Here is a 26580-nt window from a genome sequence, read left to right as displayed (position 1 = left end):
CATTCGCTACCGTAAGTATCAATGATACTTAACAAGTATTCGGCCTTTCGAACAAAGATCCTGCGTTATATCAGCCTGATAGCGCCATACTTAACACTTCTTGTCGTTGAATGTTGCCCAACGCTACTTTTCAGACTAGCTTGGTAAAAAAAGCGCAAAGGAATCATTTATGAAATATTCAGCTGAACATATCGCCGAATTGAATCTACTTCTTCAGTTCGACCTAAGTAGTGCTGCAACTGGTATTAAAGTTCATACAGACGCGTCAGAAGAAATGCAGGCAGCCGTTGCTCGTCTATATAAGAAGCAACTTTGTACACAGCCTGACGGTGGTTATCTCACAGACGAAGGCATTGAAGTTGCAGAACATGCAGATAAGATTTTAAGAGTTTTGTCTGTGTAATTTGAACAAAAAACGCCACCGAACTCGGTGGCGTTTTTTAGTCCTATATTTTTCCTGTCGATGCCTGTGGCAATAATCGCTTTTTCATTTTGCTAAATGGTTGAACCTTGTCATACAACCAGTTAAAACCAGTGGCATAAAATAGGAAGAAAACGAGGAAGCCGGCTTCCAGCATCAGAGCTTGAAGAAGCGTAATTTCTAAGAACCAGGCAATCACAGGTAGAGAGATAAAGATTAATCCTCCCTCGAAACCAATAGTGTGTCCAAGCCGCATCGCTAAACTTCGCTCAGCTCGATTGTCACCAAACCACTTATCAAAATACAAGTTGTAGATGTAGTTCCATATCACGGTATACATGCTCAACCCGACCCCAACCAACGCGAGATCACTAGAACCCTTTCCAGTGATCAATGAAGCCGCTGGTACAATAATCGCGAGTGCGATTAACTCAAAAAGTACTGCATGAAAAATTCGTTCATTACGAGTCATATTTCTCTGTCCAAATAGTTCTACTCAATGCTTAGAATTTTATCTATTATTTAGATAATCAAAAGTTAGATACCATCGGTTTAAGCGATATGTTTACCATCGAACAACTGCAAGCTTTCATTGCTACATCAGAAGCAGGATCATTTTCAGGAGCAGCTAGAAAACTGGGGCGAGCTCAATCTGTAGTGAGCCAGCACATCATGAATATGGAGATCGACTGTGGTGTTGAGCTTTTCGATCGATCAGGCAGGTACCCTAAATTAACTGAGAATGGCCTCGCGCTCGTACCTTATGCACAAGCAACAATCAGCCAACTCGACCGCCTAAACAATAGGGCATCACAGCTCTTTTCCACGCCAACGAACAAATTAGTCTTAGCTATTGATGAAGGGATTCCTCTGACTCGCTTGCCGGATGTGCTAAAGAAGTTAGAGCAACGCTTTCCACACTTACAAGTTGAATGCTTAACGGCATCAAGCCCTGATATCATTGAATTGGTTAAGTCGGAACGCGCCACGACTGGGATTATTTTGAGTGATTTACAAATGCCAAGGCACATCGATTTCACCAATCTTGGCAATATTGCATTTGATGTCTATGTCTCTTCAACACATCCTTTAGCAAAGCAGCAAATCACTCACATTGATCAACTAAAACAACATCGTCAATTGGTCATACGATCCAAAAGTGCAGAGCCATGTGGTCTCAATCAAGCATTTAGCCCAGATATCTGGTACGCTGATAACTACTATATTTTGTTGGAATTGGCGAATAAAGGGTTTGGTTGGTGCTTTCTACCACAGCATTTAGTCGCGTATTCACCTAATACATTAAAAAAGGTTGGGGATGATTTCACAAAACTGGCTTGGCAAGTCAATGTTGACCTTATTCAGCACCAGAAATGGCATTCAGATCCCCTCCATCAACAAGCTAAAGCAGAACTGCTCAACCTATTCGGGCAGACATAAGTAAGTAGGAAGACCCAAATGGCAAATACATTGATCGTAGGTGCAGGCTGGCTCGGAACTCCGCTAGCAGAAACATTGATGAAAGATGGACACTATGTTGTCGTCACTCGTCGTAGCCAAACTCGATTAAAAGAGTTACCCACCTCATTAACTCACTCCGCATTGTTCGATTTCAATCAATTGAACGCCACAGCACGGCTAGATGAACTGCTCAAACAGCATCAAATTACGCACGTTATCGGCGCTTTTCCTCCAGGATTTCGTAAAGGACGCGGTCAAGAATATGCCCAGCAATGGCAAATACTTGCCAACGCAGCTAAGCAAAACAACGTTGAAAAACTTCTCATGATCAGCTCTACCACGGTTTACCCTAACCTTGCTTCCGATATGGAAGAAGCTGACGCGTCAATCTCTTTAGCAGCCGAAAGCCCTTATTTCTCTGACAATGCACGTATTATGCTTCAAGCAGAGCAGCATGTTATCGACTCGAATATTAGCTTTGTTATTCTGCGTTGTAGCGGATTAATCGGGCCAGATAGACACCCATCTCGCTTTGCAGCAAGGCTTCAACAAGTTAGTCGTAAAGCACCAGCTAATATGCTTCATCAAGATGATGCTGTCTCGGCTGCGAAATTTGCCTTAGGCAATTTAAGCAACCAAGTCATTAACGTTACGACACCTCATACTGTCAGCAAGGCTGAGTTCTACCAAGCTGCCATAAACAAAATCGGAAGTGAGATACCTCTTCCACCCGTCACAGAGCAAGCTGACAAGCGTATTCTTGCTGACAAACTACTCTCACTTGGTTATCGATTTCACTTCAATTCAACTTTGGATGCGCTATGAGACTCTATAGACATATAGAAACGCTTTGGGATTACATGCAACTCAAACATAAACTGAAGCCTGCGGACTGTTTGTTTGTGATGTGCAGTAATGATGTGCGTGTAGCGGAGCACGCTGCCAAGCTCTACCACCAAAAGTTGGCACCTTTGATTGTATTTTCAGGGGGTGAAGGTCGCTTCACAGATGGACTGTTTGAAAAAAGCGAAGCAGAAACCTTTGCCGAGATTGCAAAGATGTCGGGCGTTCCAAGTGAAGCAATTTTGCTCGAAACTGAATCCACAAACAGTGGAGAAAATGTTCGCTTTACTGAGCAACGATTAAAAGAGGAAGGAAAACAGTGTTCCTCGTTTATTCTGGTACAAAAACCGTTTATGGAGCGTAGAGCAATCGCGACATTTGAAAAACAGTGGCAGTCACCCTACACTCAGCTCCAAGTAAGCTCTGCGGCTCTTCCATTTTTTGAATACATTAATGAAGACATGCCATTAATGATGGTGCTAGAAGCACTAATGGAAGATTTCTCTCGCGTAAAAAGCTATCCAGAGAAAGGATTTCAAACCGAGCAGAACATCCCTCAGCAAGTCGAATCTTCTTACCAGGTTTTACTCGAGCGGTTTGGTTTTGACTTAGTCTAACTTTTTCTAACCGACAACAAAAAGCCACCAAGTTCGGTGGCTTTTCTGTATCAATACGGCTTATTTACCGAGCGCTTCTTTGTAATGTTGGCGGCATACGGAGACATACTTATCGTTACCGCCGATCGCAACTTGATCGCCTTCTTTAATTGCCACGCCGTGTTCATCGGTACGAATAACCATATTCGCTTTGCGGCCGCAATGGCAGATTGTTTTGAGCTCAACCAGCTTGTCTGCCCAAGATAATAGATACTTACTGCCTTCAAAAAGTTCGCCTAGAAAATCGGTGCGAAGGCCGTAACACAATACTGGAATATGCAACTTATCAACGACTTCAGTAAGTTGATAAACTTGTTCTTTCGACAAGAACTGACACTCATCAACAAGAATACAGTGACGTTTTTCAACCTCATTCAGATCTGCGATCTCTTGATACAAATTGGTATCCTGACGAAATAAATGTGCGTCAGATTGAAGACCAATACGAGAGCTCACTTTACCGACACCAAAACGATCATCTAGCGCAGCCGTAAAAATAACTGGCGTCATGCCGCGTTCTTGATAGTTGAAAGAGGATTGAAGAAGCGTTGTTGATTTACCCGCATTCATTGCTGAGTAATAGAAATACATCTGAGCCACAGAGCATTACCTAAAGTTAAAGTTTTAATTTATGGAAATGGAAAATAAAAGGGCTGAATTATCAGCCCTTTAAAAATGAAAATTCAATTACTTACGACGCCACGTTGTGCCTTCTGGACCATCTTCCAGAACAATGCCCATTTCGGTCAGCTTGTCACGAGCCATATCTGCATTCGCCCAATCTTTCGCAGCGCGAGAGTCATTACGCAGCTTGATCAGAGCTTCAATTTCAGCCACTTCATCATCGTTACCCGCATCACCTTTTAGGAAGGCTTCAGGATCTTGGTGAAGAATACCGATCACGTCAGCTAGTTCACGCATTAGCGCACCGAGTTCGCTCGCTTTCTCTAGGTTTTCTGTCTTCAGACGGTTAACTTCTCGCGCCATGTCGAACAGTACAGAGTAAGCTTCTGGTGTGTTGAAGTCATCGTTCATCGCTGTAGTGAAGCGAGATACGTATTCTTCACCACCAGCAGGCGCAGCGTTTAGGTCTAAACCACGTAGAGATGTGTACAGGCGCTCAAGCGAAGCACGTGCTTGGTTTAGGTTATCTTCGCTGTAGTTTAACTGGCTACGGTAGTGACCAGACATTAGGAAGTAACGCACTGTTTCAGCATCGTAGTGACCAAGAACGTCACGGATAGTAAAGAAGTTACCTAGAGATTTAGACATCTTCTCACGGTCTACCATTACCATGCCGCTGTGCATCCATGTGTTCACGTATTGTGTATCGTGTGCACAGCATGATTGTGCGATTTCATTTTCATGGTGTGGGAACTGAAGGTCAGAACCACCGCCGTGAATGTCGAAGTGGTTACCTAGGATTGAAGAGTTCATTGCTGAACACTCAATGTGCCAACCTGGACGACCTGGACCCCATGGTGACTCCCACGTTGGTTCACCCGGCTTTGACATCTTCCAAAGTACAAAGTCTAGAGGGCTGCGTTTTGCTGTTTCGATATCAACGCGCGCGCCAGCTTGAAGCTGATCAAGGTCTTGCTTAGAAAGCTTGCCGTATTCGTTGAATTTACCTACTTCAAACATTACGTCACCGTTATCTGCAACGTATGCAAAACCGCGCTCGATTAGCTTCTCAACCAATTCGATGATTTCAGCAATAAACTGTGTCGCACGAGGTTCAACGTCCGGACGTTTCATGTTCAGCGCATCAAAATCAGCGTGCATTTCACCAATCAAACGCTCAGTCAATGAATCGCAAGACTCACCATTTTCTGCGGCACGTTTGATGATCTTATCGTCGATATCTGTGATGTTACGTACAAACGTCAGATCGTAGCCCAAGTAGCGAATGTAACGTGATACAACGTCAAAAGAGACGAAAGTACGACCGTGACCAATGTGACAGAGATCGTAGATGGTAACTCCACAGACATACATACCGACTTTGCCAGCTGTAATTGGTTTGAATTCCTCTTTCTGTCTTGTGAGTGTGTTATATATCTTTAACATGATCTCTATCTATGATTGTGAATGAATAAAAGAAGATGAGTATATCAACTCCAACCTAGTTAGGTAATAGCAATTAACCGATAAAACGATAATCGGCTAAACTTCAAGCACAAAACGAAGAATTTCCTCTTCCTGAGTTTTTAAAGCACTAGAACTTAGGCTAGAATCTCGGGCTCAACACAACACAGTAAAGGAAAGTAGCATGATCACCCTTCACACTAATTTTGGTGACATCAAGATTCAACTAAACGAAGAGAAAGCGCCAGAGACAAGCGCAAACTTCCTTCAGTACTGCCGCGACGGTTTCTACGACAACACGCTTTTCCACCGTGTTATTGACGGCTTCATGATCCAAGGTGGTGGTATGGAGTCTGGTCTACGTGAAAAAGCGACTCGTGCACCTATCAAGAACGAAGCAAACAACGGCCTAAGCAACAAAGTGGGTACACTTGCTATGGCACGTACTATGGAGCCGCATTCAGCAAGCTCTCAGTTCTTCATCAACGTAAACAACAACACATTCCTAGACTTCCGTAGCGAAAGCCTAGATGGTTGGGGTTACTGTGTGTTCGGTGAAGTAATCGAAGGCATGGACATCGTAAATAAGATCAAAGGCGTTAGCACTGGTTCTTACGGCATGCACCAAGACGTACCTCTAGAAGACGTAGTAATCACTGGTACAACAATTGAAGAGTAATTCTTAGGAATTATTTTTAAAAGATAAGTTAATGGGGAGGCATAGCTTCCCCTTATTTCTATGACGACATTATTTATTTCCGATCTTCACCTTACCCCATCACGTCCTGATATCACGGAATGTTTTGTGACGTTCATGCGAACAGAAGCAACAAAAGCTGATGCACTTTATGTACTCGGCGATCTGTTTGAGTTCTGGATTGGTGACGATGACAACACCCCTTTTGCAGACCAAATCCGTGCAGAATTTAAAGCACTGACGGATGCGGGTGTGCCAACTTTTTTCATCCAAGGCAATCGAGATTTTTTACTCGGCAAACGCTTTTGCAAAGAAACCGGTATGACATTACTCGACGATGTCTGCACGATTGATCTTTATGGTCAAAAAGCCGTAATCCTACATGGCGATACGCTCTGCATTGACGATGTGAAATACCAAGAGTTTAGAAAAACCGTTCACAAGCCATGGCTACAATGGTTGTTTAACCGTATTCCTTGGTTCATTAAGAAGAAAATTGTCTCAAAAGTTCAATCCGATATTCGTGATGATAAAATGAGCAAGTCATTAGATATCATGGACGTTAACCAAAATGAGGTCGAGAAAGTGATGTCTCAGAACTGCGTCAACATAATGATTCATGGTCACACACATCGCCCGAACACACATTTTTTTGACGTCGATGGCATTAAAAAGACCCGAATTGTTTTAGGGGATTGGTATACGCAAGGCTCAGTTTTAAAAGTAAATTCTGATAGTTTTGACCTGCAAACGAGACCGTTCATACAGAATTTGCGTTAAGCATGTAGAGCGTGTAGAAGATTCACGCTCAAGTCGTAGATATTTTGTAAAAAATCGCTATTATCATAATACTAAGTTAAACAGAACGAAGTACCTAATTGAAGTATTCTTACGTAGCTCGCCAACCGATTCTGGATAGAGAAAAACGAACCATAGGTTACGAACTCCTCTTTCGAGACGGCCCTAAAAATACCTTCCCTGAAGTAGAACCAGAGCTGGCTACTAGTCGACTGCTATCCGATCATTTTTTGTCGACGCATTACAACACATTAGGAAACAAACTTGGCTTTGTTAACTTTCCGCATCAAAGCTTGGTGAACTTGGTCCCAACTTTGTTTCCTAAAGAATCTCTCGTCATTGAAGTCCTTGAAGACTGCCAACCGACAGAAGAACTGTTAGAAGCCATCAAGCACCTTCATGAGTGCGGGTACAAAATTGCTCTGGATGATTTTGTTCCGACGAAAGCTTGGAAGCGTTTTCTTCCATACGTTTCCATGATCAAGTTTGATATTAGACTTGTGCCGATCAAGAAAGCTGCCATTTTTATTCAGGCGTTGAGCCCATTTAAAATCGACTTTCTTGCGGAAAAGGTAGAGACCTATGAAGAGTTTGAGCAAGCTCTAGAAGCCGGTTTTAACTATTTTCAAGGGTATTTTTTTAGCAAACCTGAGATGATCCAGAAAAAACGGTTGAACCCCGCGTTTCTTACCGTCATCCAACTTTGTAAAGAGATTGCAGATAAGCCCATCGACTTCAATGAGGTTGAACGTCTGTTTTCGATTGATGTGACGCTGTCATACAAGCTGCTTACTTACGTAAATTCAGGATATACATTAACGACTAAGATCAAATCGTTCAGACAGGCGCTTATTTATCTGGGTGAAGAGCGACTACGACGCTTTATTTCCTTAGTTGCAATTGCCTCCGTTCAAGAAGATAAACCTGACTCTCTTTACTCTTTAGCGATTCAGCGTGCACGAATGTGTGAACTGCTACTTAGTCAAATGAACACTAGGTATGACCCTGGGCAGGCTTTTTTGACAGGCATGTTTTCTTTGCTCGGATCTTTGCTCGATCAACCGCTCTCGGATGTCATTGAAGATATCCCCGTTGACGAAGATATAAAACTCGCATTAACCAGTCGAAAAGGCGTACTTGGTCACTTACTTTCGATGACGATCGCCTACGAACAAGCGGACTGGGAGTTAGCCGAGCGATATTGCACCGTTCTTAAATTAACCGAACCTCAATTAGCAGACGCTTTTAATCAATCGACGGAATGGGCTCAAGAACTGCTGTCTCAAACGCCCTAAACGGCTATAATGCCCCAAAGAATACCTGCGACCTCACTTATGTGGGGTTGTTTGTTTTTACCGCTTAATTAATCGAGATTTCATTTTATGGCTTCTTCTTGTCCTTGCGGCTCTAACCGCACCTACCAACAGTGTTGTGAAATTGCCCACAATAACCACGCTGACGTCACCACTCCGGAGCAGCTAATGCGTTCTCGTTACAGCGCGCATGTGTTAGGTCTAGTGGATTACGTGGTGAACACATACCACCCAAGCTGTAATGCAGAAGAGCAACGTGAAGGCATTGCCCAATCTATCGACAGCGATTGGTGCAAGCTTGAAGTTGTAAAAACAGAAGCTGGCAGTAATGACAATGAAGGCTTTGTAGAGTTTAGCGCTTATTTTGATGAAGACGGCAAACGCTACTGTATGACAGAGCGTTCTCGTTTCGTGAAAGAAAATGGGCTTTGGTACTACATTGACGGCACGTTTCCAGAAGAAGAGCTAGAAGAAGAACCAGAACAAGATCCTCGCCTAAACCAACCAGTGAGTAGCCTAAAAGTAGGTCGTAACGACCCGTGTATCTGTGGAAGCGGTAAGAAATTTAAGAAGTGTTGTGGGTAAGATCATCCACTCCTAGCTTATTGAGCTCGATTTAATTGGATTCTTGACTTCGCCTAGGTTCGTTGGAGTGACGTGAATATATGTACCTATTTGAAGTAAATAACTCTACTGCAAGTACCATTAGAAAATATACCGTCATTCTGAACAGCGAGGGACGAGCGTGATTCAGAATCTAATCGCCACCAGCACTGTTGCCGGTTTTTGCCCCGAATCAAGAACACTAAAGTAAAAAGCCCCTAGGCTCGAGAGCATAGGGGCTTTCACTTATCGCAAGCTTACTTATGACGCTCTTTCAGTTTGTTCACTACGTCATTCATCGATAAGCCTTGGTCTTGAAGCAATACCATTAAGTGATAAATCAAGTCTGCTGATTCACACACTAACTCCGCCTTATCGCCCGACGTCGCCGCAAGCGCGACTTCAACGCCTTCTTCGCCCACTTTTTGCGAAATACGCTTGGTGCCACGGGCATAAAGACTGGCAGTATAAGAGGAATCTGGGTCGGCACTCTTGCGGGCAGCCAATAGCTGCTCAAGTTGATGAAGCCACACCATTTGTGACTCCTCTTGAGGGTCCACATCCCAGCAAGTTGTGTTACCCAAGTGACACGTAGGACCAATGGGATTCACTTTCACCAGTAGCGTATCGTTGTCGCAATCGAGCTGCATGTTCACTAGTTGCAATACGTTGCCGGAGGTCTCACCTTTCGTCCAAAGACGCTGCTTGGTACGAGAGAAAAACGTCACTTGACCTGTTTCGCCCGTTTTTGCCAACGCATCTTGGTTCATATAACCCATCATCAGCACTTGGCTTGATTGGAAATCTTGTACGATAGCAGGTACCAGACCATCCACCTTTTCCCAGTTGATTCGCTCAACTAGCGAACTTACTTCGGCGGCTTTCACACTCATAGTCGTACCTCAATGCCTTGTTGTTTCAAATACTGCTTTAGTTCACCAATATTGATGACTTGTTTGTGGAATACCGATGCGGCAAGCGCGCCATCCACATTTGCTTTTTGGTAGGCTTCTGCGAAATGCTCCATAGCACCTGCCCCACCCGATGCAATCAATGGCACGTTACACACTTCACGCACCATGTTAAGTTGTTCAATATCGTAACCGTTACGTACGCCGTCTTGGTTCATCATGTTCAGTACGATTTCACCAGCGCCACGCCTTTGTACTTCTTGCACCCAATCACGTGTTTCCCATTGCGTTGCTTTGGTTCGTTCTTCATCACCAGTAAACTGGTAAACCTGATACTTGCCCGTCTCTTTGTCGTAGTATGAATCGATACCAACGACGATACATTGCACACCAAACTTATCAGCAAGGTCAGTAATCAGCTGTGGGTTCGCTAATGCAGGTGAGTTGATAGACACTTTGTCTGCACCAAACTCAAGAATGCGCGCTGCGTCTTCCGCTGATTTAATACCACCAGCCACACAGAAAGGAATATCAATAACTTCTGCAACGCGAGCGACCCAACTTTTATCGACGACACGCCCATCACTTGAAGCGGTAATATCGTAGAACACAAGCTCGTCAGCGCCTTCTTCCGCATAACGCTGTGCCAGAGGAACGATGTCGCCAATGATCTCGTGATTGCGGAACTGAACGCCCTTCACCACTTGTCCATCACGGACATCAAGACATGGAATTATTCGCTTTGCCAACATGCAAACGCCTCCTCTGCTGTGAACTTACCATCTAACAGCGCACGACCAACAATCACGCCAGCCACACCGCTGCCTTTTAGCGCTTCGATATCTGCTAATGAGCCAATGCCACCTGAAGATTGAAACTGCACTTGTGGGTACTGTTTACATAGGTCAACGTAAAGCTCTACATTTGAGCCTTCTAGCGTACCGTCACGAGAAATGTCCGTACAAAGCACGTGCTGCAAACCTACCGTCAGGTAATCGTTGATCAGAGCTTCGATAGTCACGCCTGAATCTTCTTGCCAACCAGAGATCGCTACTTTACGCGTGCCGTCTTGGTCGATGTTGATGTCTAGCGCGAGAACGATTTTCTCTGCACCGTATTTTTCCATCCAACCTTTCACAAGCTCTGGCTGTTTTACTGCTGTTGAGCCAACGACAACACGCTGAGCCCCCGCTTCTAGCAGATCAATCACGTCTTGCTCTGTGCGCACTCCGCCACCGATTTGGATGTTCGCTGGCGTGCTTGCTAGTAGCTTTGCAATTAAATCAAGTTGACGTGCTGTCGTGTCTTTCGCGCCAGTTAAATCCACCAAGTGCAGCCAGTTAGCACCAGCTTGGTGGTACAAGTTGAACTGCTCTGCTGGGTCGACTTTGTACTCAGTTACTTGGCCGTAATCACCTTGATAAAGGCGAACCACCTGTCCTTCAATTAAATCAAGAGCTGGAATAATCACACTAAATCCCTTTTATAATTCTAAGAAGTTTTGAATAAGCTTCGCGCCCGCTTTTGAAGAACGCTCAGGGTGGAATTGCACGCCGTAATAGTTACCGCTTTGTACTGCTGCTGTGAACGGGTTGCCGTATTCACATTCCGCAATCGTGTAATCCCCAACAGGCATCGCAAAGCTGTGCACGAAGTAGAAATACTCTCCTTCTTCAATATCTTTGAAAAGTGGATTACCTGCTTTTGCAGAGACCGTGTTCCACCCCATATGCGGCAACGGCAAATCGCCAGTTTGTAGTAGCTTCACTTCGCCATCACAAAGTCCAAGACACTCAACTAACTCGTCGGCTTTCTGCCCTTTCTCTTGAGACACTTTGCCCAACAGTTGCATGCCTAAACAGATACCTAGTAATGGCTTTTCTACCTGTTTTACCAAGCTGATCAGATCGCGCTCTTCTAGGTTCTTCATCGCTTCGCTGGCGGTTCCCACACCCGGTAGGAATAGCTTATCTGCGGATAATACGACTTGCGGATCTTTTGAAATCGTTACGTCATAGCCTAGGCGTTCAATGGCAAACTTCACCGAAGAAACGTTGGCACAGCCAGTATCGATAATGACAACTTTCTGTTCTGTCACTGTTTTTCTCCTTGCTAACGTTAGCCTTAAAGCACGCCTTTACTACTTGGTAGCTCAGTGCCTTCTACTTTGATTGCTTGGCGTAACGTACGACCAAACGCTTTAAATAGGCTTTCAATGATGTGGTGATCATTGTTGCCCGCAGAAGACAGGTGCAGCGTACACGCTAATGTGTCAGTCAGAGAACGGAAGAAGTGAACCACCATCTCTGTTGAAAGATCACCCACTTGCTCACGGCTGAATTGCGCGTCGAACTTAAGGTAAGGACGACCTGATAGGTCTAGTGCGCATTGCGCCAAACACTCATCCATTGGCAAGCTAAAGCCAAAGCGACCAATACCACGCTTGTCACCCAGTGCTTCTTTCAACGCTTGACCCAACGCAAGAGCGGTATCTTCTACTGTGTGGTGATCATCAATGTGCAGGTCACCTTCCACTTTGCACACCATTTGGAATCCACCGTGCGTCGCAATTTGATCCAGCATGTGGTCAAAAAAGCCAAGACCTGTAGAAATATCGTTACCGCCTTGCTCGTCAAGATTAACGAATACTTTAATGTCTGTTTCTTTTGTGGTGCGAACCACTTCAGCAACGCGAGCCTTCACCGTGAGATCTTTTAGGATCTGTTTCCAACCCATGGTTTCTGGGTTGTATTGAATGCCACGAATTGCCATGTTTTCTGCAAGTTGAAGATCGGTTTGACGATCGCCAATCACAACAGAGTTTTGAAAATCCACTTTGCCACCTTGAAGGTACTCTTTTACCAAGCCCAATTTAGGCTTACGGCAAGAGCAGTTATCTTCATCGAAGTGAGGACAAATCAGCACATCATCAAACTTCACACCTTGAGATTCAAAGATCTCCATCATCATGTTGTGTGGTGCATCAAAATCAGCTTGTGGGTAGCTGTCGGTACCCAAACCATCTTGGTTCGTGACCATCACTAGGCGGTATCCTGCATCCTGCAACGACAGCAGGCTTGGGATAACAAATGGTTCTAGTTTTAGCTTATCTAAACGGTCTACTTGAAAATCAATCGGCGGCTCAACAATTAAGGTGCCATCACGGTCGATAAAAAGGATTTTTTGTTGTTTGCTCACTCGAACTTCCTTATTGCTATTCTTTTGGCGCTCCCGCTATTGAGCGAGAGCGATAAATTCTGTCTCTATTTATGCGTAGTAGTTTCTGATAAATCCAAGCGTTTTTTCGCACTCGTCACGGTTACCCACACTGATACGCACACAGTTTTCAATTGGCGAGTTACGCAAAATAATGCCCGTATCCCAAGCCGCTTTGAAAAGGTCATCGCCATCTGGGAATTTCACCAATAGGTAGTTCCCCCACCCTTCAAACACTTCCAAGTCCGGAATCATTGAAAGGCCAACTTGCAAGTAAGCACGGTTTGCATTCAAATCGAGAACTTGAAACTTCGCTCGCGCTAAACCAGCTTCCGAAAGCGCCTGAGTCGCAATTTCTGCCACTGGAACTGGGACTGGGTAAGGTGCGATAACTTTAAGAAGTACATTAATCAGCTCTTCGTTCGCAAGCGTAAATCCACAACGTAGACCTGCAAGCGCAAAAGCTTTCGACAGAGTACGCAGAATTGCAAGGTTCGGGTATTGCGCCAGTAGGTCTACCGTTGACGCTTCTGGACAAAAATCGATGTACGCTTCATCCATCACCACGATTGCACGGTCTTTTGTCATCTCAAGCAGAGACACAATGTCCTCACGCTTAACCAAGTTACCTGTTGGGTTGTTTGGCGAACATACAAAAACCAGTTTCACGTTATCCAGATTAGCTTCGATGCCTGCAAGGTCTAGTTGCCAATCTGACGTTAGCGGCACGGTTTTGCGCTCTACACCGATGGTTTCTGCACTGATGGCGTACATACCGTAAGTCGGTGGGCAGTAAAGAATCGCATCTTCACCCGGCTCACAGAATGCACGAATTAACAACTCAATACCTTCATCCGCACCACGAGATGTTAATGTTTGCTCTGGTTTCACACCCGCATAGGCTGCGTAAGCAGAAATCAGTTCTTTAGGCTGACATTCGCTGTAACGATTAAGACGAGCGAAGTCTGTTTTGTATTCATTATTGAATGGTGATTCGTTGGCGTTTAGCCATACGTCACCGGTACCACCAATTCGACGAGCCGACATATAAGGGGTAAGTTGTTGGACTTGTTTGCGCGCTAGCTTTTCCATCTCAATATCCTCTTACTTAGCTGCCAGTTTTTCTACGCGAATGGTCACTGCACGTTTGTGTGCATCCAGACCTTCTGCTTCCGCCATGGTGACCACCGTTGGTGCAAGGTTCTTTAGACCATCAGCAGACAGCTCTTGAACCGTCATACGTTTCGAAAAGTCCGCTAAGCCTAAGCTTGAATACGTGCGTGTGTAACCGTAAGTAGGAAGAACGTGGTTAGTGCCCGATGCATAATCACCTGCTGATTCAGGCGACCAATCACCTAGGAAGATAGAACCTGCGTTATCTAATAGAGGTAGAAGCTCACGAGGGTTCTTAGTCTGAACAATCAAGTGCTCAGGACCGTAGTAATTGGAAATAGAAACTGACTGCGTCATCGACTCAGAAATAATGATCAAGCTTGATGCCAGAGCCTTTTCTGCGATGTCTGCACGAGATAGCTCCTTAAGCTGACGTTGAACCACATCCGTCACTTGATCAGCAATCACAGGAGAAGGAGTCACAAGTACCACTTGAGAATCAGGACCGTGTTCCGCTTGGCTCAAAAGATCCGCAGCGATAAAGTCTGCATCTGCGGTTTCATCGGCAATTACAAGAACTTCTGATGGACCTGCTGGCATATCAATCGCAGCACCACGGAAATCATTACTTACCTGACGTTTTGCTTCGGTCACGTAAGCGTTGCCCGGACCAAAGATCTTATCTACTTTCGATACCGTCTCGGTGCCATAAGCCATTGCAGCAACTGCTTGGCCACCACCGACGTTGTACACTTCATCAATGCCACACAGTTTCGCGACATAAAGGATCTCATCAGCGATTGGCGGTGGAGAACAAAGAACGACTTTACGACAACCTGCAATTTTTGCAGGAACGCCGAGCATCAAAACAGTCGATGGCAAAGGCGCACTGCCACCCGGAATGTACAAACCCACTTTTTGAATTGGGCGTGTTACTTGTTCACAAAGGACACCTGGCTGGGTTTCCACCTTGATCGGTTGCGGCTTTTGCGCTTTGTGGAACTTAGAAATATTGGCGTAAGCTTGCTCTAATGCGCTCTTCATTGACTCTGACAAACGCTCTGACGCTGCCTTAATTTCCTGAGAAGAAACACGAATGGATTCAGGCTTAACACGGTCAAACTTTTCTGTCAGCTCAATAAGAGCAGAGTCACCTTCTTCTCGAACTTTAGCAATAACTTCGGCCACAGCAGTGGTGATATTGGCACCTTCTGCAATAGCAGGGCGCTCCAAAATAGAGTCTTGCTGATTCTCACTTAATGATTGCCAAACGACTGTTCTCATGATGCTTACTCCATCATTTTTTCAATTGGTAGAACGAGAATTGAACTTGCGCCCAACTCTTTCAGCTGTTCCATTGTTTCCCAGAACAGGTTTTCAGAACTCACTAAGTGAACAGCCATTTTCTGCTTATCTGCAGAAAGAGGAAGAACAGTTGGGTCTTCAGCACCTGGCAGTAGTGCTTTAATTTGATCTAACTTCTCTGCTGGGGCGTGAAGCATAATGTACTTAGATTCTTTCGCTTGCTGCACGCCTTGCATGCGAGTTAACAGCTTTTCGATTAGCGCCACTTTGTCTGCGTCGAACTCACCTGTGCGTTGAATCAATGTCGCTTTTGATTTGAAGATAATTTCAGCTTCTTTAAGGCCGTTCGCTTCCAGTGTTGCACCTGTAGAAACCAAATCAGCGATAGCATCAGCGAGACCCGCGCGAGGCGCAACTTCTACAGAGCCTGTCAGCATACATGTAGAGAATGGAACGCCGGCTTCATCCATGTACGCTTTTAGAAGTTGAGGATACGTTGTAGCAATACGCTTGCCAGCTAAGTCTTGTGGACCGTTGTACTCTTCGTCCTTGTCGATTGCGATAGATAAACGACAGCCACCAAAATCAAGTCGACGAAGCTGAACAAACTCGCAGGGTTCACCTAATGCTTTGCGGTCAAGGCGAACTTCTTCTAGTTCATTTTCGCCAATAAAGCCAAGGTCAACCACGCCATCCATAATTAAACCTGGGATGTCGTCGTCACGAACCAAGAGTAAATCAATTGGCATATTTTCAGAATGGACAACTAAACGCTCGCCCATTACGTTGAACTTTACGCCGCACTGTTTTAGTAGAGCTTGACTCTCTTTGCTAAGACGACCTTTTTTCTGAATTGCGATTCTTAAACGTTGTGTTTGCATTGCTTTGTCCCTATGCAAGATTTTGATATCTAAGTATTTTTCAAACTAATAAAACTAAAAAACCCTCGGGAGATTGAAGTCTCCCGAGGGTTTAAAATCTGCTTTTACTTTGATTTTACCTCCGGGAGTTTCCTGCCTCCCGGGTATGCGTACATCGCCCGAAAGACTAGATTGGGTGATGATGGTGATGAATGTTCATTACAAAATTACGCATACTTATTTCAAGGCTCTTCTCATTTGCTTTGTTACCAACCACACTAACCAAGCTGATTACTTTTTTCAACCCTTAATTTTAAAAAAATTCGAATTGTATAATACAAATAAAAAAGGAGGCCGAAGCCTCCTACAATTTCACCTTTTAAATCAGTGAATTACGCACTCTGGCAAGACGCTATTTTAGACTTTGAAAGCCATGACAAAATAGCGCAAACGATAACGAATGTTATCGACGCTGCAATAAACGAAAACGCAATTGAAGCAGTCATACCAAGGGCAATAAAGCCCACGCATGAAACAAGCGCGACTGATAATGCATAAGGTAGCTGTGTTGATACGTGATCAATGTGGTTACAACGTGCACCCGTCGATGACAAGATAGTCGTATCTGAGATTGGTGAACAATGGTCACCGAATACCGCACCAGCTAAAACCGCACTCAGCATCGGTAGCATTAGCGCTACGTCTGTTGCGCCAGCCATGTCACCCGCGATTGGTAGCATAATGCCGAACGTACCCCATGAAGTACCTGTTGAGAACGCCATTAGGCCAGACAACAAGAATAGGATAACTGGTAGCCAGTGTGGGTTAATGTTGCCCTGCGCCATTGTCGAAAGGTAAGTACCAGTCTTCATATCACCGATAACAGAACCAATGGTCCAGGCAAATACTAAGATTAGAATCGCACCAAACATAGACTTAGCACCAATCCAAAGTGTACGTGCGATCTCAGCCATTGGTAGACCTTGCTTCACAACAGTAAACAGTGCAACAGCTAAGCCAAGCAAGCTACCGTAGATTAGTGATGTACCTACATCTGTATTTTCAAAAGCACCAAGAAGCGCAAACTCCTTACCATCAGCAGCCAATGCTTGGCCACCCGTGTAAAGCATTGAAGCGATAGTCGCGATAATCAGCGTTACGATAGGAAGTATCAAATCTGACACTTTACCCTTTTCACTTTCACGGATATCTAGCTCTTCGTTTAGGTCATGCGCTTCTTGCGAGTCATTTTCTTTGTCTTTATCAAAGCCACGACCTTGCGATGCAGAGATTTCATGCTCACGCATTTTACCAATATCAAGACCAAACCACGCAACAGCGAACACCATTAGCAGCGCAAAAACGGCGTAGAAGTTCATTGGGATAAGACGAACATATGCGCCAAGAGCCGAATACTCTGTGATCCCATGTGAGACTAAGATCCCGCCAATAATAGTAATAATGTAAGCACCCCAGCTAGAAGCAGGCATAATTACACACATTGGAGCGGCGGTTGAGTCTAGAATGTACGCAAGCTTAGCGCGAGACACATAAAAGCGATCGGTTACTGGGCGAGAGATCGCACCAACAGCAAGGCTATTAAAGTAATCATCGACAAAAATGAATACGCCTAAAAAGGCGGCAAGAAGTTTGGAGCCGCGTTTACTCTTCACTCGAGATTGTGCCCATTCAGCAAAAGCACGAGTACCGCCAGATAGCGTTAATAAAGCTGTTGTCATACCTAATAAGATTAGGAAACCAACAATGCTCATGTTCCAAGTGTTAATTCCGCCATCTTCAATAAAGACAGAAGAAACTTGAGAACTGACGTAACCTGCGGTGTCGCTGATAGACCAGCTATTAAGTAGCACCGCACCTAGCACGATACCTACACCCAAGGAAACTAATACACGTCGAGTCAAAATCGCCAAAGTCAAAGCGACAATAGGTGGCAATAATGAAACAGGAGAACTAGAAAAATCTATTAAATTCATGATCTTCAAAAACCAAAGTTTGGCTAGAGATCTACTGCAGACAAGTCACGTAGCATACGATACGTGCTCATGTTGAACTTAGCGACAGGGAAGCGAACACTCCACCCAACCCTACAGTAGCGCTCCATAGTTTAATGTGAATATATACTATGGCAGTGTTGTTCCTTTCAGATACAACCCCAGCAAGTAACTTTGATGAGTTACTTACTTCGGCAATCTTCGCCTTCCACTATTATTCATTGGCATCACCCCAATAATAGCTACTCTTCGAGACCGCGCCTCTACGGCAACAACAAACAATTAACCACTAACTGTACAAATTAACAACAAATTGTCTGCAATATTGCATCAGGTGGCAGCCATTGTACTTATGATGAGAGTCAATGCAACACATCAAACTAAATTAAACAAATAAATAATGACTGAGATAATTTATAAACCTTGCCTACTTCCATAAGTTTTGTGCAACTGAAATCACATCAATCATGTTATTTATGAAACATTATTACTACCTTAGAAATATCATGGTTTATCTTATATCAATAAATTAAGGATATATGACACAGCATTAAAGATGGATGCTTCATATTTTTAAGTAATAACTCAAATTTTTTTATAAAAAACCAAGCTATCACTCTCTCTATACAATAATGATTGTTGATTTTAGTTCTCATCTAATAATGATTTATTTCGAGTGTAATAATATTAATTGCTTTAAAAAATAGTCAAATTTAAACAAAATCTTGATTTAGCATTTGCACATAAGGAAAAGATAAAGTTAAATATAAGGACTCTTTGTTTATTTATAGATTGGCATTATTTAATCGTAACGATAAAAAGTGCCCAACACATTAACCTTTTAATAGGAATCGTTATGTCAGAGCTGACTAAAACCCTTCTAAATATCCGTAGCCTTCGTGCATTTTCTCGTGAGCTGACTCTAGAACAATTGGAAGAAGCTCTAGATAAACTCACTACTGTCGTAGATGAGCGTCGTGAAGCAGAAGAAGCAGAACGCGCAGCACAAGCAGAGCAAGAAGCTAAGCTTGCAGAGATTGCTGAGAAAATCGCTCAAGACGGTATTGACGTAGAAGCACTTATTACTGCGCTATCTGGCGAAACTAAGACGAAAGGCAAAGCGAAGCGCGCACCTCGCCCTGCTAAATACAAATACACAGATTCAAACGGTAATGAGAAAACTTGGACTGGCCAAGGTCGTACACCTTCGGCGATTCAAGAGCAACTTGATGCAGGTAAATCTCTGGATGAGTTCCTAATCTAGATCCGTGCTATTTTTTAAAAGGCTCCCATAGGGAGCCTTTTTTATTTAAACCATTACAAATAAAAAAGGCACATTTCTTAATGTGCCTTTTACTTTAGTTACAGAATAGTTAATTAAATCGCTTCGTATTAACGTTCCCAGTATGCTTCTTCTAGGCTATCTTCTCGCTCAGGAAGTCCGCGCGACAATCGTGGTGAATGTTGCACGAGAACTTCGTAGCTAGCACGGTTTGCGTATTTGCAGACTTGAGAAAAAGAAGAGTAAGTTAAATACTCGTTACTGTGCTTGCTTGAATTAGGCACATTTTCTTTATGGTATTTATTTGCTGCCATATCATGAAGAACAGCAGATAACGCAGCATCACCTGCGCCATTTGTATTCTTAATTTTTTCTGGGCCACCCATATATGGCGAGATATGCGAGTACACTTTTATTGGCGTCTCGCATGAGTCTTTTTTCGCCGGACGACTGAATTCATAACGATTAAATTCAGCAATTGACCCTGGAAGTAATGGCAAAGAAGTTTCGCGCTTCGCGCTATCCTCCGTATACCCAGCCATAAATAGACCTACAGGACCCGCCGTGCACAATACTAGATCAGCCCACTCCAATGTTTTATCAGACGCAGCAAGTGGATCAGATTCCCCCGTCAGTGCTTCTGCTTCATCTTCATTCATCGCAACGACTGAAACGTTATCTCGAATGAATTCTTGCCAATATTTAGGGTCATCTTGAATAACAAACTTTGTGCCTAAAGTCAGAACAACAGGCACATCATTCTTTTTCGCGTACTCAATTGCTTTCATTGTTGCTTCCGGCATTGGGTCGCCGTCTTTGCAACGTACTAGATATGACGTCAGTACAAGTGCTGATGCATTTTTAAAGATTTTCTCTGGAATGCTATCAGGATGGAGTTGGTTCATTTGCCCTTCGCTGATAGCAAAAGTACGTTCACCGTCTTCTGTGATAAGAGCAAAACAACGGCCAATTGCACCATCTACACCTTGTAGGTAGTTCAAGTCCATGCGGCTTGATGTATTACAAAGATAACGGTAACCGTAGCTGCCAATCTTAATATCCTGGCTCATCACTCCAAGTAGTGTGGAGCGGTCATCCGCTAGCACGGAGTAGTTATGTAGCGTGTTACCAATTGTACCGCCCGCATACTCATTGGTAATCAAGTTCTCTTCTTTCAGTTGCTGGTATAACTCTTCTGCTCTTTCGTCATCGATAACCAGAGAGTGACCTTTACTCAGACCGTACTTTTCAATCACATCCGTTGTAACTTTTGCTTCAATATCAACCAAGGTTTGGTCAATACCAATGATGTGAGTGCGCGTCATCTTCTTGCTTTCTTGTGCTTGGCTCACCAGCGGGTCACGAGCATGAACAGGAAAATAGTGCTTCGATTTGCGTTGTCCAGGAAATTTCATATTGTCAGTCTGAGTAAGGGGATGAAAAGGAGAGCGGATTCTATACCGCTAATAATAAAGCAGCAATAAAAGCGATTATAGCAAACGTTTGCTGACTACTTTTTTCTTTTAGGTGGCTTATTCACCTTCCATAAAGCTGAGATCTGGTAGTTGCTCAAGGTGCTCGCTATAACGCTTTAGGTTGAACTCACCCTCATTCTTCATTACATCAAAAATCTCAATTGACATCGCACATGCCATCATCGCAACCGCATCTTCACGTGGTGTGCCAGTCATCATTAAACGCATAAGGGTTTCTTTTACTTTAAGCGGGTTACCATCTTCGAGCTGATTTTCAACAATTTCAATCAACTCACTTTCTTGCATAAATTGGTTTTCTTCTGTCATTTGATGTTTCCTCTTGGATTTTGGCCAACTATGCCATATATACCTCTTCTATACTTGCGAAATTACTCGTTCGAATCTTTGTTGAAGAAAAATCCAGCGAAACGAATTGTGATTTCGATCTCGGATCTGTCACCGGTCTGTGGATTCTGATAGAATCTGCATCCCGTTTATTTAAGTGGTGTTTAGTAATGTCTGATAACAGCCAAAAGAAAGTCATCGTCGGTATGTCCGGCGGCGTTGATTCATCTGTTTCCGCGTATCTTCTAAAGCAGCAAGGCTACCAAGTAGAAGGCCTTTTCATGAAGAACTGGGAAGAAGATGACAACGAAGAATATTGTACAGCGGCAGAAGATCTTGCTGACGCTCAGGCAGTATGTGACAAGCTAGGCATCCACCTACACACTATCAACTTTGCTGCCGAATACTGGGATAACGTATTTGAGTACTTCCTTGCTGAATACAAAGCGGGCCGTACTCCGAACCCTGACATTCTTTGTAACAAAGAAATCAAGTTCAAAGCATTCCTAGAATTCGCTGATGAAGTACTTGATGCTGATTACATTGCAATGGGCCACTATGTGCGTCGCTCTTTCCCAGAAAACGGTGAAAAAACACAAATGTTACGTGGTCTAGATGGCAACAAAGATCAAAGCTACTTCCTGTACACATTAAGCAACGAGCAAATCGCACGTAGCCTATTCCCTGTTGGTGACCTAGAGAAGCCAGAAGTACGCCGCATCGCGGAAGAGCAAGATCTAATCACGGCGAAGAAGAAAGACTCTACGGGTATTTGTTTCATCGGCGAACGCAAGTTTACTGAATTCCTAGGTCGCTACCTTCCAGCTCAACCAGGCAACATCGAAACACCTGAAGGCGAAGTGATTGGTCAACATCAAGGCCTGATGTACCACACGCTTGGTCAGCGTAAAGGTCTACACATCGGTGGCCGTAAAGGCGGCGGTGGTAACGAGGACCCATGGTTCGTTGGTGAGAAAGATCTAGAACGTAACGTTTTGATTGCCGTTCAAGGTAAAGACCATCCAATGTTAAAATCAGAAGGTCTACTTGCATCACAACTTCACTGGGTAGATCGTGAGCCAATTCGCGATGTTATGAAGTGCACAGTGAAAACTCGTTACCGTCAGGAAGATATTCCTTGTACAATCATCCCTATCGATGATGAAAACATTAAAGTTATCTTTGACGAGCCACAAATTGCTGTAACTCCAGGTCAATCAGCAGTGTTCTACAAAGGTGACGTGTGCCTAGGTGGCGGCATCATCGAGCAACGCATTAAATATTCTCAAGCTTAGGAGTCGTTACGTGGCGAATACACTTTATGACCGTACTATCGCTTTCGCTGGGATTTGCCAAGCTGTTGCTTTAGTTCAACAGGTAGCGAGAAACGGACATTGTGATCAAGATGCTTTTGAAACATCAATCAACGCTATTTTGAGCACGAACCCTGCTAACACAGTTGGCGTATTCGGTCGCGAAGCCGATCTAAAGCTCGGCCTAGAATGCTTGGTTAAAGGGATTGATAGCACACCATCAGGCAGTGAAATTACTCGTTACATTATTAGTTTAATGGCGTTAGAACGTAAGTTAAGCTCTCGTAACGATGCTATGTCTCAGCTTGGCGATCGTATTCAAATGGCCAAGCGTCAGTCAGAGCACTTTGAGCTACTAGACGATCAAATGATCAGCAATTTAGCGAGCATCTATCTGGATGTCGTTAGCCCTATTGGCCCACGCATTCAAGTAACGGGCACGCCATCTGTACTGCAGCAGACGGCAAGCCAACACAAAGTTCGTGCGCTGTTGTTATCTGGCATTCGTAGTGCAGTTCTTTGGCGTCAAGTTGGTGGTAAGCGTCGCCACCTAATCTTCGGGCGCAAGAAGATGGTAGAGCAAGCACAAATCCTTCTTGCTCGTCTGTAGTAAAATATCAAATAAGCAGCTCGCGTTTATCGCGAGCTCATTTTTTTCGACTAAAACAAATCTCGCGCAAACGTTTGCGCAATATTCGTGACAATTGCCACAGTTATTGGTATAAAGCTCACGAAATTTAGAAACCCAATTCAGGAGAACATCATGGAACTGTCAGCATTGACTGCTGTTTCACCAGTAGACGGCCGTTACGGAAGCAAGACAATTGCGTTACGCGAAATTTTCAGTGAATACGGTCTACTAAAGTACCGTACTATCGTTGAAATCCGCTGGCTACAAAAGCTTGCTGCTACTGCTGAAATTGCAGAAGTGCCAGCGTTTAGCGCAGAAGCAAACCAATTCCTAGACGACCTTGCTGCAAACTTCTCTGAAGAAGATGCACGCCGTATCAAAGAGATCGAGCGTACAACTAACCACGACGTAAAAGCGGTTGAGTACTTCCTAAAAGAGAAAGTAGCAGACGTTCCTGAACTGCACGCAGTAAACGAGTTCTTCCACTTCGCATGTACTTCTGAAGACATCAACAACACATCACACGCTCTAATGCTTAAAGAAGCGCGTGAGAACGTGATTCTTCCAGAAATCCGTAACCTAATCGACGCTATCAAAGCACTAGCAGTGGAATACCGCGACATTCCTCTTCTATCTCGTACACACGGTCAGCCTGCTTCTCCATCTACTATGGGTAAAGAAATGGCAAACGTGGCGTACCGTATGGAGCGTCAATTCAAGCAAATCGAAAACGTTGAGATCCTAGCGAAAATCAACGGTGCAGTAGGTAACTACAATGCACACCTTTCTGCTTACCCAGAGCTAGATTGGCACAAGTTCTCTGAAGAGTTCATCACAGAGTCTCTAGGCGTAACTTGGAACCCTTACACAACTCAAATCGAACCGCACGATTACATCGCTGAGCTGTTCGACGCTATCGCTCGTTTCAACACTATCCTGATTGACTTCGACCGTGACGTTTGGGGTTACATTGCACTGGGCCACTTCAAGCAAAAAACTATTGCAGGTGAGATCGGTTCTTCAACAATGCCTCACAAAGTTAACCCAATCGACTTTGAAAACTCAGAAGGTAACCTAGGTCTTGCGAACGCTGTATTCGGCCACCTAGCACAGAAACTGCCTATCTCTCGTTGGCAACGTGACCTAACTGACTCAACGGTTCTACGTAACCTTGGTGTTGGTGTTGGCTACGCTATCATCGCTTACACTTCTACGCTTAAAGGCATCAGCAAGCTAGAAGTAAACCGTGAAGCGCTTCTTGCTGAACTAGACAAGAACTGGGAAGTACTAGCTGAGCCAGTACAAACAGTTATGCGTCGTTACGGCATCGAGAAGCCATACGAGAAGCTGAAAGAGCTAACTCGTGGTAAGCGTGTAGACGGCGAAGCAATGCGTAACTTCATCGACGGTCTTGAGCTTCCTGAGCACGAGAAAGCACGTCTGAAAGAGATGACGCCAGCGAACTATATCGGTCAAGCAATCGAGCTGACAGATAAGCTGTAATCCTCGTGTAACGACCAGATACCTAAAAGGTTGACGCGAAAGCGTCAACCTTTTTTAGTTAGGAGAGTTAGGTCGGGAGAAAATAATTTTAGTTATATGGAATGGATTATTAATTGAAGATCAGCCCCATTTGTTATGGCTGCTTTTGGAAGAACAAGGTTATTGTTCCTACTTCCACACCAAACTTTTTTATTTTCGTTAGATTGAAAACGTGTCTGTCATCCTGACGATAAAGCCAATCATCAAAAGCAACCGTCACTGATGAATCCTCCATTTGTAGCTCAAAGTCATATTGCCACTGTAACGCATTGCCCTGCTCTTCCCCTGTTGCTACACCTATAATATCGTCTGCCTTACCTTCATAACGACCGTCTTCTAATCTAGTGATAACCCAAATTCGCTGGTCCACCTCTCCGTCATCAAACACGAAGTCTTCCACCAGCGTCAGCGTATCACCCGCTACAGTACCCACTATATCGACTTCAAAGCGACGCGTTTGCTGTCCGGTATAATCTTGCACCATCCCCCACGCCTTTATGTCGCCTTCGAAATAACCGAATACGTCAAAAGTCGGTGTAGAAGAGCGGTAATTATCAATGTCTGCGGAACATGCCGAAAGAAAAACAGCTGCCACTAAAGTCGCTGATTTAAAAATTCGTTTAAACACTATCTAACCTGCCCTATCAATTGTTTTCGGAGTTTCGGAAATTCTGTGTTGGGTGATAACCATATAGCCAAAAATGCATCGTTCATTCGTTCGTCTTCAATGATACCAACGTTCTTTACTTGCACGTCCCCAACCTGCTTATAAAAAAGCTGACCAGATTTTCCATCTGTTAGATAAGTAAGCTCGTCACCTTTTTGAATATCAGGAAACATACGATCGAGCTCGCTAATCCAATCTTTTCGATATGAGTCAGTAAAACCCAATTTCGCCCACTGCTCATCCGTCACATCAAGCAGCTGTTGCTTACTGATGTCTCTCTTGTAATTAATTTCCAATGCAAGGGGATGTGGCGATACGTCATCGCTTACGATGAACTTTCCATCAGGCGCTTTTAATCTTGAGTGATAAATATCGAAGATGAACCAAGTAAGTTGGGCTTCTCCAACAGTTTTCCACCCCTTCCAATTCGCAATGTTGCTGGCAGCTTCGCTATTTCCAACAGGTTGAGCTTGCAGAGCAAAAGAGCCAGTTACTATTACCAACGCAAGCAACCTAGTCAGTCTCTGAGTTAAAACTCTCTTCAAGCTTTTCATTTCCGTACACCTTGAGTATCAAGAGCATCATGACGCACCATTCGACAAACAACATTGCCAGTGTAGCGCCAGTGCTAAATCCAAATTCAACGGCTTGGAGCTTATAGCCAGCAAAGTAGCTCACTGTTCCTCCGAGTCCGCCTACTATTGATACGTAGGTTTTTGGGAAACGGTACAAAATTGACTTAAGTTGATAGGCATACCAAGAAAACAAAACCCACAAGCATAATAACCAGACTGGCAGCCATGGGGTTGGAAAGACAAAGACCGAGAGTTGTTGATTGAGCGTATCAAGCACGAGCCCGCTCGTGACGATAACACCAATACTTTTGAGCGAAGATGCATCGCTTTTCAGACAATATAGTAGGGTTGCCAAAGTAAGGAATAACGTGACCCATTGCCATTGATAGGTTCCAAGCACCGCTGCAAACCAGCAGAGTTGGAACCATGTCGAAGCAAGAAATACCTTCATAA

At 44.1% G+C, this 26580-nt stretch carries 29 protein-coding genes, 1 riboswitch and 1 other annotated feature; of the genes, 12 read left to right on the top strand and 17 right to left on the bottom strand.

Annotated features, from left to right (window positions below):
- The first annotated feature begins 169 nt into the window (after window positions 1–169).
- Window positions 170–403 (top strand): TIGR02647 family protein, encoded by a 234-nt coding sequence (locus R7190_RS05075; protein ID WP_005387662.1) that lies wholly within the window; start codon window positions 170–172, stop codon window positions 401–403.
- Window positions 404–446: 43 nt separating this feature from the next.
- Here R7190_RS05075 and R7190_RS05070 read toward each other — a convergent pair whose 3' ends face one another.
- Window positions 447–893: a PACE efflux transporter gene (locus R7190_RS05070; RefSeq protein ID WP_042522041.1), complete on the bottom strand. Its 447-nt coding sequence runs from the start codon at window positions 891–893 to the stop codon at window positions 447–449.
- An 89-nt stretch (window positions 894–982) separates the two neighbouring features.
- On the opposite strand from R7190_RS05070, the gene R7190_RS05065 reads away from it, so the two are divergent.
- The 3 genes from R7190_RS05065 to R7190_RS05055 are packed head-to-tail and all read left to right on the top strand — an operon-like array spanning window position 983 to window position 3342.
- Window positions 983–1861, top strand: coding sequence for a LysR family transcriptional regulator (locus tag R7190_RS05065; protein ID WP_005378151.1), 879 nt, complete (start codon window positions 983–985; stop codon window positions 1859–1861).
- An 18-nt stretch (window positions 1862–1879) separates the two neighbouring features.
- Window positions 1880–2707 carry an NAD-dependent epimerase/dehydratase family protein gene (locus R7190_RS05060; RefSeq protein ID WP_017634682.1) on the top strand — a complete coding sequence of 276 codons (828 nt, stop codon included), beginning with the start codon at window positions 1880–1882 and terminating at the stop codon, window positions 2705–2707.
- Complete coding sequence (locus R7190_RS05055; RefSeq protein WP_104978978.1) at window positions 2704–3342, top strand: YdcF family protein; 639 nt, start codon at window positions 2704–2706, stop codon at window positions 3340–3342. Before R7190_RS05060 ends, R7190_RS05055 begins: the two co-directional genes overlap by 4 nt.
- A 60-nt stretch (window positions 3343–3402) precedes the next feature.
- Here the strand turns inward: R7190_RS05055 and R7190_RS05050 are convergent, their stop codons facing one another.
- Window positions 3403–3981 (bottom strand): thymidine kinase, encoded by a 579-nt coding sequence (locus tag R7190_RS05050; RefSeq protein ID WP_042522050.1) that lies wholly within the window; start codon window positions 3979–3981, stop codon window positions 3403–3405.
- Between the two features lie 87 nt (window positions 3982–4068).
- The gene (gene cysS / locus R7190_RS05045; protein WP_318137524.1) at window positions 4069–5451 is read right to left on the bottom strand and encodes a cysteine--tRNA ligase; all 1383 of its coding nucleotides are present in this window, start codon (window positions 5449–5451) and stop codon (window positions 4069–4071) included.
- A 202-nt stretch (window positions 5452–5653) separates the two neighbouring features.
- Here cysS and R7190_RS05040 point away from each other — a divergent pair, with 202 nt between their 5' ends.
- From R7190_RS05040 to R7190_RS05025, 4 genes are all read left to right on the top strand, one after another.
- The gene (locus R7190_RS05040) at window positions 5654–6148 is read left to right on the top strand and encodes a peptidylprolyl isomerase (RefSeq protein WP_005378156.1); all 495 of its coding nucleotides are present in this window, start codon (window positions 5654–5656) and stop codon (window positions 6146–6148) included.
- A 60-nt stretch (window positions 6149–6208) separates the two neighbouring features.
- On the top strand, window positions 6209–6946 hold the full coding sequence (gene lpxH, locus R7190_RS05035) for a UDP-2,3-diacylglucosamine diphosphatase (RefSeq protein ID WP_005378157.1): 738 nt from the start codon (window positions 6209–6211) through the stop codon (window positions 6944–6946).
- 98 nt (window positions 6947–7044) lie between these two features.
- Window positions 7045–8259 (top strand): EAL and HDOD domain-containing protein, encoded by a 1215-nt coding sequence (locus R7190_RS05030; RefSeq protein WP_017821720.1) that lies wholly within the window; start codon window positions 7045–7047, stop codon window positions 8257–8259.
- Between the two features lie 87 nt (window positions 8260–8346).
- The gene (locus R7190_RS05025) at window positions 8347–8862 is read left to right on the top strand and encodes a YchJ family protein (RefSeq protein WP_031812834.1); all 516 of its coding nucleotides are present in this window, start codon (window positions 8347–8349) and stop codon (window positions 8860–8862) included.
- Between the two features lie 275 nt (window positions 8863–9137).
- On the opposite strand, the gene hisIE is transcribed toward R7190_RS05025, so the two are convergent.
- The 9 genes from hisIE to tet(35) form a co-directional block, all read right to left on the bottom strand.
- Window positions 9138–9773 carry a bifunctional phosphoribosyl-AMP cyclohydrolase/phosphoribosyl-ATP diphosphatase HisIE gene (hisIE, locus tag R7190_RS05020; RefSeq protein ID WP_005378160.1) on the bottom strand — a complete coding sequence of 212 codons (636 nt, stop codon included), beginning with the start codon at window positions 9771–9773 and terminating at the stop codon, window positions 9138–9140.
- Window positions 9770–10543, bottom strand: coding sequence for an imidazole glycerol phosphate synthase subunit HisF (gene hisF, locus R7190_RS05015; RefSeq protein WP_017821717.1), 774 nt, complete (start codon window positions 10541–10543; stop codon window positions 9770–9772). The genes hisIE and hisF overlap by 4 nt, the downstream gene beginning before the upstream one ends.
- The gene (gene hisA / locus R7190_RS05010; protein WP_005390889.1) at window positions 10525–11262 is read right to left on the bottom strand and encodes a 1-(5-phosphoribosyl)-5-[(5-phosphoribosylamino)methylideneamino]imidazole-4-carboxamide isomerase; all 738 of its coding nucleotides are present in this window, start codon (window positions 11260–11262) and stop codon (window positions 10525–10527) included. Before hisA ends, hisF begins: the two co-directional genes overlap by 19 nt.
- A 12-nt stretch (window positions 11263–11274) precedes the next feature.
- Window positions 11275–11889 carry an imidazole glycerol phosphate synthase subunit HisH gene (gene hisH / locus R7190_RS05005; RefSeq protein WP_017821716.1) on the bottom strand — a complete coding sequence of 205 codons (615 nt, stop codon included), beginning with the start codon at window positions 11887–11889 and terminating at the stop codon, window positions 11275–11277.
- 26 nt (window positions 11890–11915) lie between these two features.
- A complete protein-coding gene (hisB, locus tag R7190_RS05000; RefSeq protein ID WP_005389832.1) occupies window positions 11916–12989 on the bottom strand; it encodes a bifunctional histidinol-phosphatase/imidazoleglycerol-phosphate dehydratase HisB in 1074 nt (357 codons plus the stop codon).
- Between the two features lie 69 nt (window positions 12990–13058).
- Window positions 13059–14099, bottom strand: a complete 1041-nt coding sequence (hisC, locus tag R7190_RS04995) for a histidinol-phosphate transaminase (protein ID WP_017821715.1) — start codon at window positions 14097–14099, stop codon at window positions 13059–13061.
- A 12-nt stretch (window positions 14100–14111) separates the two neighbouring features.
- The gene (hisD, locus tag R7190_RS04990) at window positions 14112–15404 is read right to left on the bottom strand and encodes a histidinol dehydrogenase (RefSeq protein WP_017821714.1); all 1293 of its coding nucleotides are present in this window, start codon (window positions 15402–15404) and stop codon (window positions 14112–14114) included.
- A gap of 5 nt (window positions 15405–15409) precedes the next feature.
- On the bottom strand, window positions 15410–16306 hold the full coding sequence (gene hisG, locus R7190_RS04985) for an ATP phosphoribosyltransferase (protein WP_005378180.1): 897 nt from the start codon (window positions 16304–16306) through the stop codon (window positions 15410–15412).
- Between the two features lie 53 nt (window positions 16307–16359).
- Window positions 16360–16497 (bottom strand) — a sequence feature (His leader region).
- Window positions 16498–16677: 180 nt separating this feature from the next.
- Complete coding sequence (gene tet(35), locus R7190_RS04980) at window positions 16678–18279, bottom strand: tetracycline efflux Na+/H+ antiporter family transporter Tet(35) (protein ID WP_005378182.1); 1602 nt, start codon at window positions 18277–18279, stop codon at window positions 16678–16680.
- Between the two features lie 109 nt (window positions 18280–18388).
- Window positions 18389–18571, bottom strand: a riboswitch (Lysine riboswitch).
- A 582-nt stretch (window positions 18572–19153) separates the two neighbouring features.
- Here tet(35) and R7190_RS04975 point away from each other — a divergent pair.
- The gene (locus R7190_RS04975) at window positions 19154–19561 is read left to right on the top strand and encodes an H-NS family nucleoid-associated regulatory protein (protein WP_005378185.1); all 408 of its coding nucleotides are present in this window, start codon (window positions 19154–19156) and stop codon (window positions 19559–19561) included.
- Window positions 19562–19689: 128 nt separating this feature from the next.
- Here R7190_RS04975 and R7190_RS04970 read toward each other — a convergent pair whose 3' ends face one another.
- Together R7190_RS04970 and R7190_RS04965 are read right to left on the bottom strand one after the other, a co-directional pair.
- Window positions 19690–20994, bottom strand: a complete 1305-nt coding sequence (locus R7190_RS04970; protein WP_005378187.1) for an inosine/guanosine kinase — start codon at window positions 20992–20994, stop codon at window positions 19690–19692.
- Between the two features lie 117 nt (window positions 20995–21111).
- Window positions 21112–21381: a hypothetical protein gene (locus tag R7190_RS04965; RefSeq protein WP_005378190.1), complete on the bottom strand. Its 270-nt coding sequence runs from the start codon at window positions 21379–21381 to the stop codon at window positions 21112–21114.
- 188 nt (window positions 21382–21569) lie between these two features.
- Here R7190_RS04965 and mnmA point away from each other — a divergent pair, with 188 nt between their 5' ends.
- From mnmA to purB, 3 genes are all read left to right on the top strand, one after another.
- Window positions 21570–22694 carry a tRNA 2-thiouridine(34) synthase MnmA gene (mnmA, locus tag R7190_RS04960; RefSeq protein ID WP_054576398.1) on the top strand — a complete coding sequence of 375 codons (1125 nt, stop codon included), beginning with the start codon at window positions 21570–21572 and terminating at the stop codon, window positions 22692–22694.
- A gap of 10 nt (window positions 22695–22704) precedes the next feature.
- Complete coding sequence (gene hflD, locus R7190_RS04955; RefSeq protein WP_005378194.1) at window positions 22705–23322, top strand: high frequency lysogenization protein HflD; 618 nt, start codon at window positions 22705–22707, stop codon at window positions 23320–23322.
- Window positions 23323–23475: 153 nt separating this feature from the next.
- A complete protein-coding gene (gene purB / locus R7190_RS04950; RefSeq protein ID WP_005378198.1) occupies window positions 23476–24846 on the top strand; it encodes an adenylosuccinate lyase in 1371 nt (456 codons plus the stop codon).
- Window positions 24847–24979: 133 nt separating this feature from the next.
- Here the strand turns inward: purB and R7190_RS04945 are convergent, their stop codons facing one another.
- Genes R7190_RS04945 through R7190_RS04935 form a run of 3 tightly spaced genes read right to left on the bottom strand, consistent with a single transcriptional unit; the run spans window position 24980 to window position 26578 of the window.
- Window positions 24980–25513, bottom strand: coding sequence for a DUF3833 domain-containing protein (locus tag R7190_RS04945; RefSeq protein ID WP_017634388.1), 534 nt, complete (start codon window positions 25511–25513; stop codon window positions 24980–24982).
- Window positions 25513–26106 (bottom strand): chalcone isomerase family protein, encoded by a 594-nt coding sequence (locus R7190_RS04940; RefSeq protein WP_171345317.1) that lies wholly within the window; start codon window positions 26104–26106, stop codon window positions 25513–25515. Before R7190_RS04940 ends, R7190_RS04945 begins: the two co-directional genes overlap by 1 nt.
- Complete coding sequence (locus R7190_RS04935) at window positions 26066–26578, bottom strand: DUF2878 domain-containing protein (protein ID WP_171345316.1); 513 nt, start codon at window positions 26576–26578, stop codon at window positions 26066–26068. The genes R7190_RS04940 and R7190_RS04935 overlap by 41 nt, the downstream gene beginning before the upstream one ends.
- Window positions 26579–26580 lie beyond the last annotated feature (2 nt).

The sequence above is a fragment of the Vibrio sp. 1078-1 genome (assembly GCF_033340475.1).
The sequence above is the reverse complement of the archived record's forward strand: the minus strand, read 5'-3'. Positions and strand labels throughout refer to the sequence as shown.

Coding starts and splice junctions, on each gene's coding strand:
- R7190_RS05075 (WP_005387662.1), top strand. CDS start 170: ATGAAATATTCAGCTGAACATATCGCCGAATTGAATCTACTTCTTCAG.
- R7190_RS05070 (WP_042522041.1), bottom strand. CDS start 893: ATGACTCGTAATGAACGAATTTTTCATGCAGTACTTTTTGAGTTAATC.
- R7190_RS05065 (WP_005378151.1), top strand. CDS start 983: ATGTTTACCATCGAACAACTGCAAGCTTTCATTGCTACATCAGAAGCA.
- R7190_RS05060 (WP_017634682.1), top strand. CDS start 1,880: ATGGCAAATACATTGATCGTAGGTGCAGGCTGGCTCGGAACTCCGCTA.
- R7190_RS05055 (WP_104978978.1), top strand. CDS start 2,704: ATGAGACTCTATAGACATATAGAAACGCTTTGGGATTACATGCAACTC.
- cysS (WP_318137524.1), bottom strand. CDS start 5,451: ATGTTAAAGATATATAACACACTCACAAGACAGAAAGAGGAATTCAAA.
- R7190_RS05040 (WP_005378156.1), top strand. CDS start 5,654: ATGATCACCCTTCACACTAATTTTGGTGACATCAAGATTCAACTAAAC.
- lpxH (WP_005378157.1), top strand. CDS start 6,209: ATGACGACATTATTTATTTCCGATCTTCACCTTACCCCATCACGTCCT.
- R7190_RS05025 (WP_031812834.1), top strand. CDS start 8,347: ATGGCTTCTTCTTGTCCTTGCGGCTCTAACCGCACCTACCAACAGTGT.
- hisIE (WP_005378160.1), bottom strand. CDS start 9,773: ATGAGTGTGAAAGCCGCCGAAGTAAGTTCGCTAGTTGAGCGAATCAAC.
- hisF (WP_017821717.1), bottom strand. CDS start 10,543: ATGTTGGCAAAGCGAATAATTCCATGTCTTGATGTCCGTGATGGACAA.
- hisC (WP_017821715.1), bottom strand. CDS start 14,099: ATGGAAAAGCTAGCGCGCAAACAAGTCCAACAACTTACCCCTTATATG.
- hisD (WP_017821714.1), bottom strand. CDS start 15,404: ATGAGAACAGTCGTTTGGCAATCATTAAGTGAGAATCAGCAAGACTCT.
- hisG (WP_005378180.1), bottom strand. CDS start 16,306: ATGCAAACACAACGTTTAAGAATCGCAATTCAGAAAAAAGGTCGTCTT.
- R7190_RS04975 (WP_005378185.1), top strand. CDS start 19,154: ATGTCAGAGCTGACTAAAACCCTTCTAAATATCCGTAGCCTTCGTGCA.
- R7190_RS04970 (WP_005378187.1), bottom strand. CDS start 20,994: ATGAAATTTCCTGGACAACGCAAATCGAAGCACTATTTTCCTGTTCAT.
- R7190_RS04965 (WP_005378190.1), bottom strand. CDS start 21,381: ATGACAGAAGAAAACCAATTTATGCAAGAAAGTGAGTTGATTGAAATT.
- mnmA (WP_054576398.1), top strand. CDS start 21,570: ATGTCTGATAACAGCCAAAAGAAAGTCATCGTCGGTATGTCCGGCGGC.
- purB (WP_005378198.1), top strand. CDS start 23,476: ATGGAACTGTCAGCATTGACTGCTGTTTCACCAGTAGACGGCCGTTAC.
- R7190_RS04940 (WP_171345317.1), bottom strand. CDS start 26,106: ATGAAAAGCTTGAAGAGAGTTTTAACTCAGAGACTGACTAGGTTGCTT.
- R7190_RS04935 (WP_171345316.1), bottom strand. CDS start 26,578: ATGAAGGTATTTCTTGCTTCGACATGGTTCCAACTCTGCTGGTTTGCA.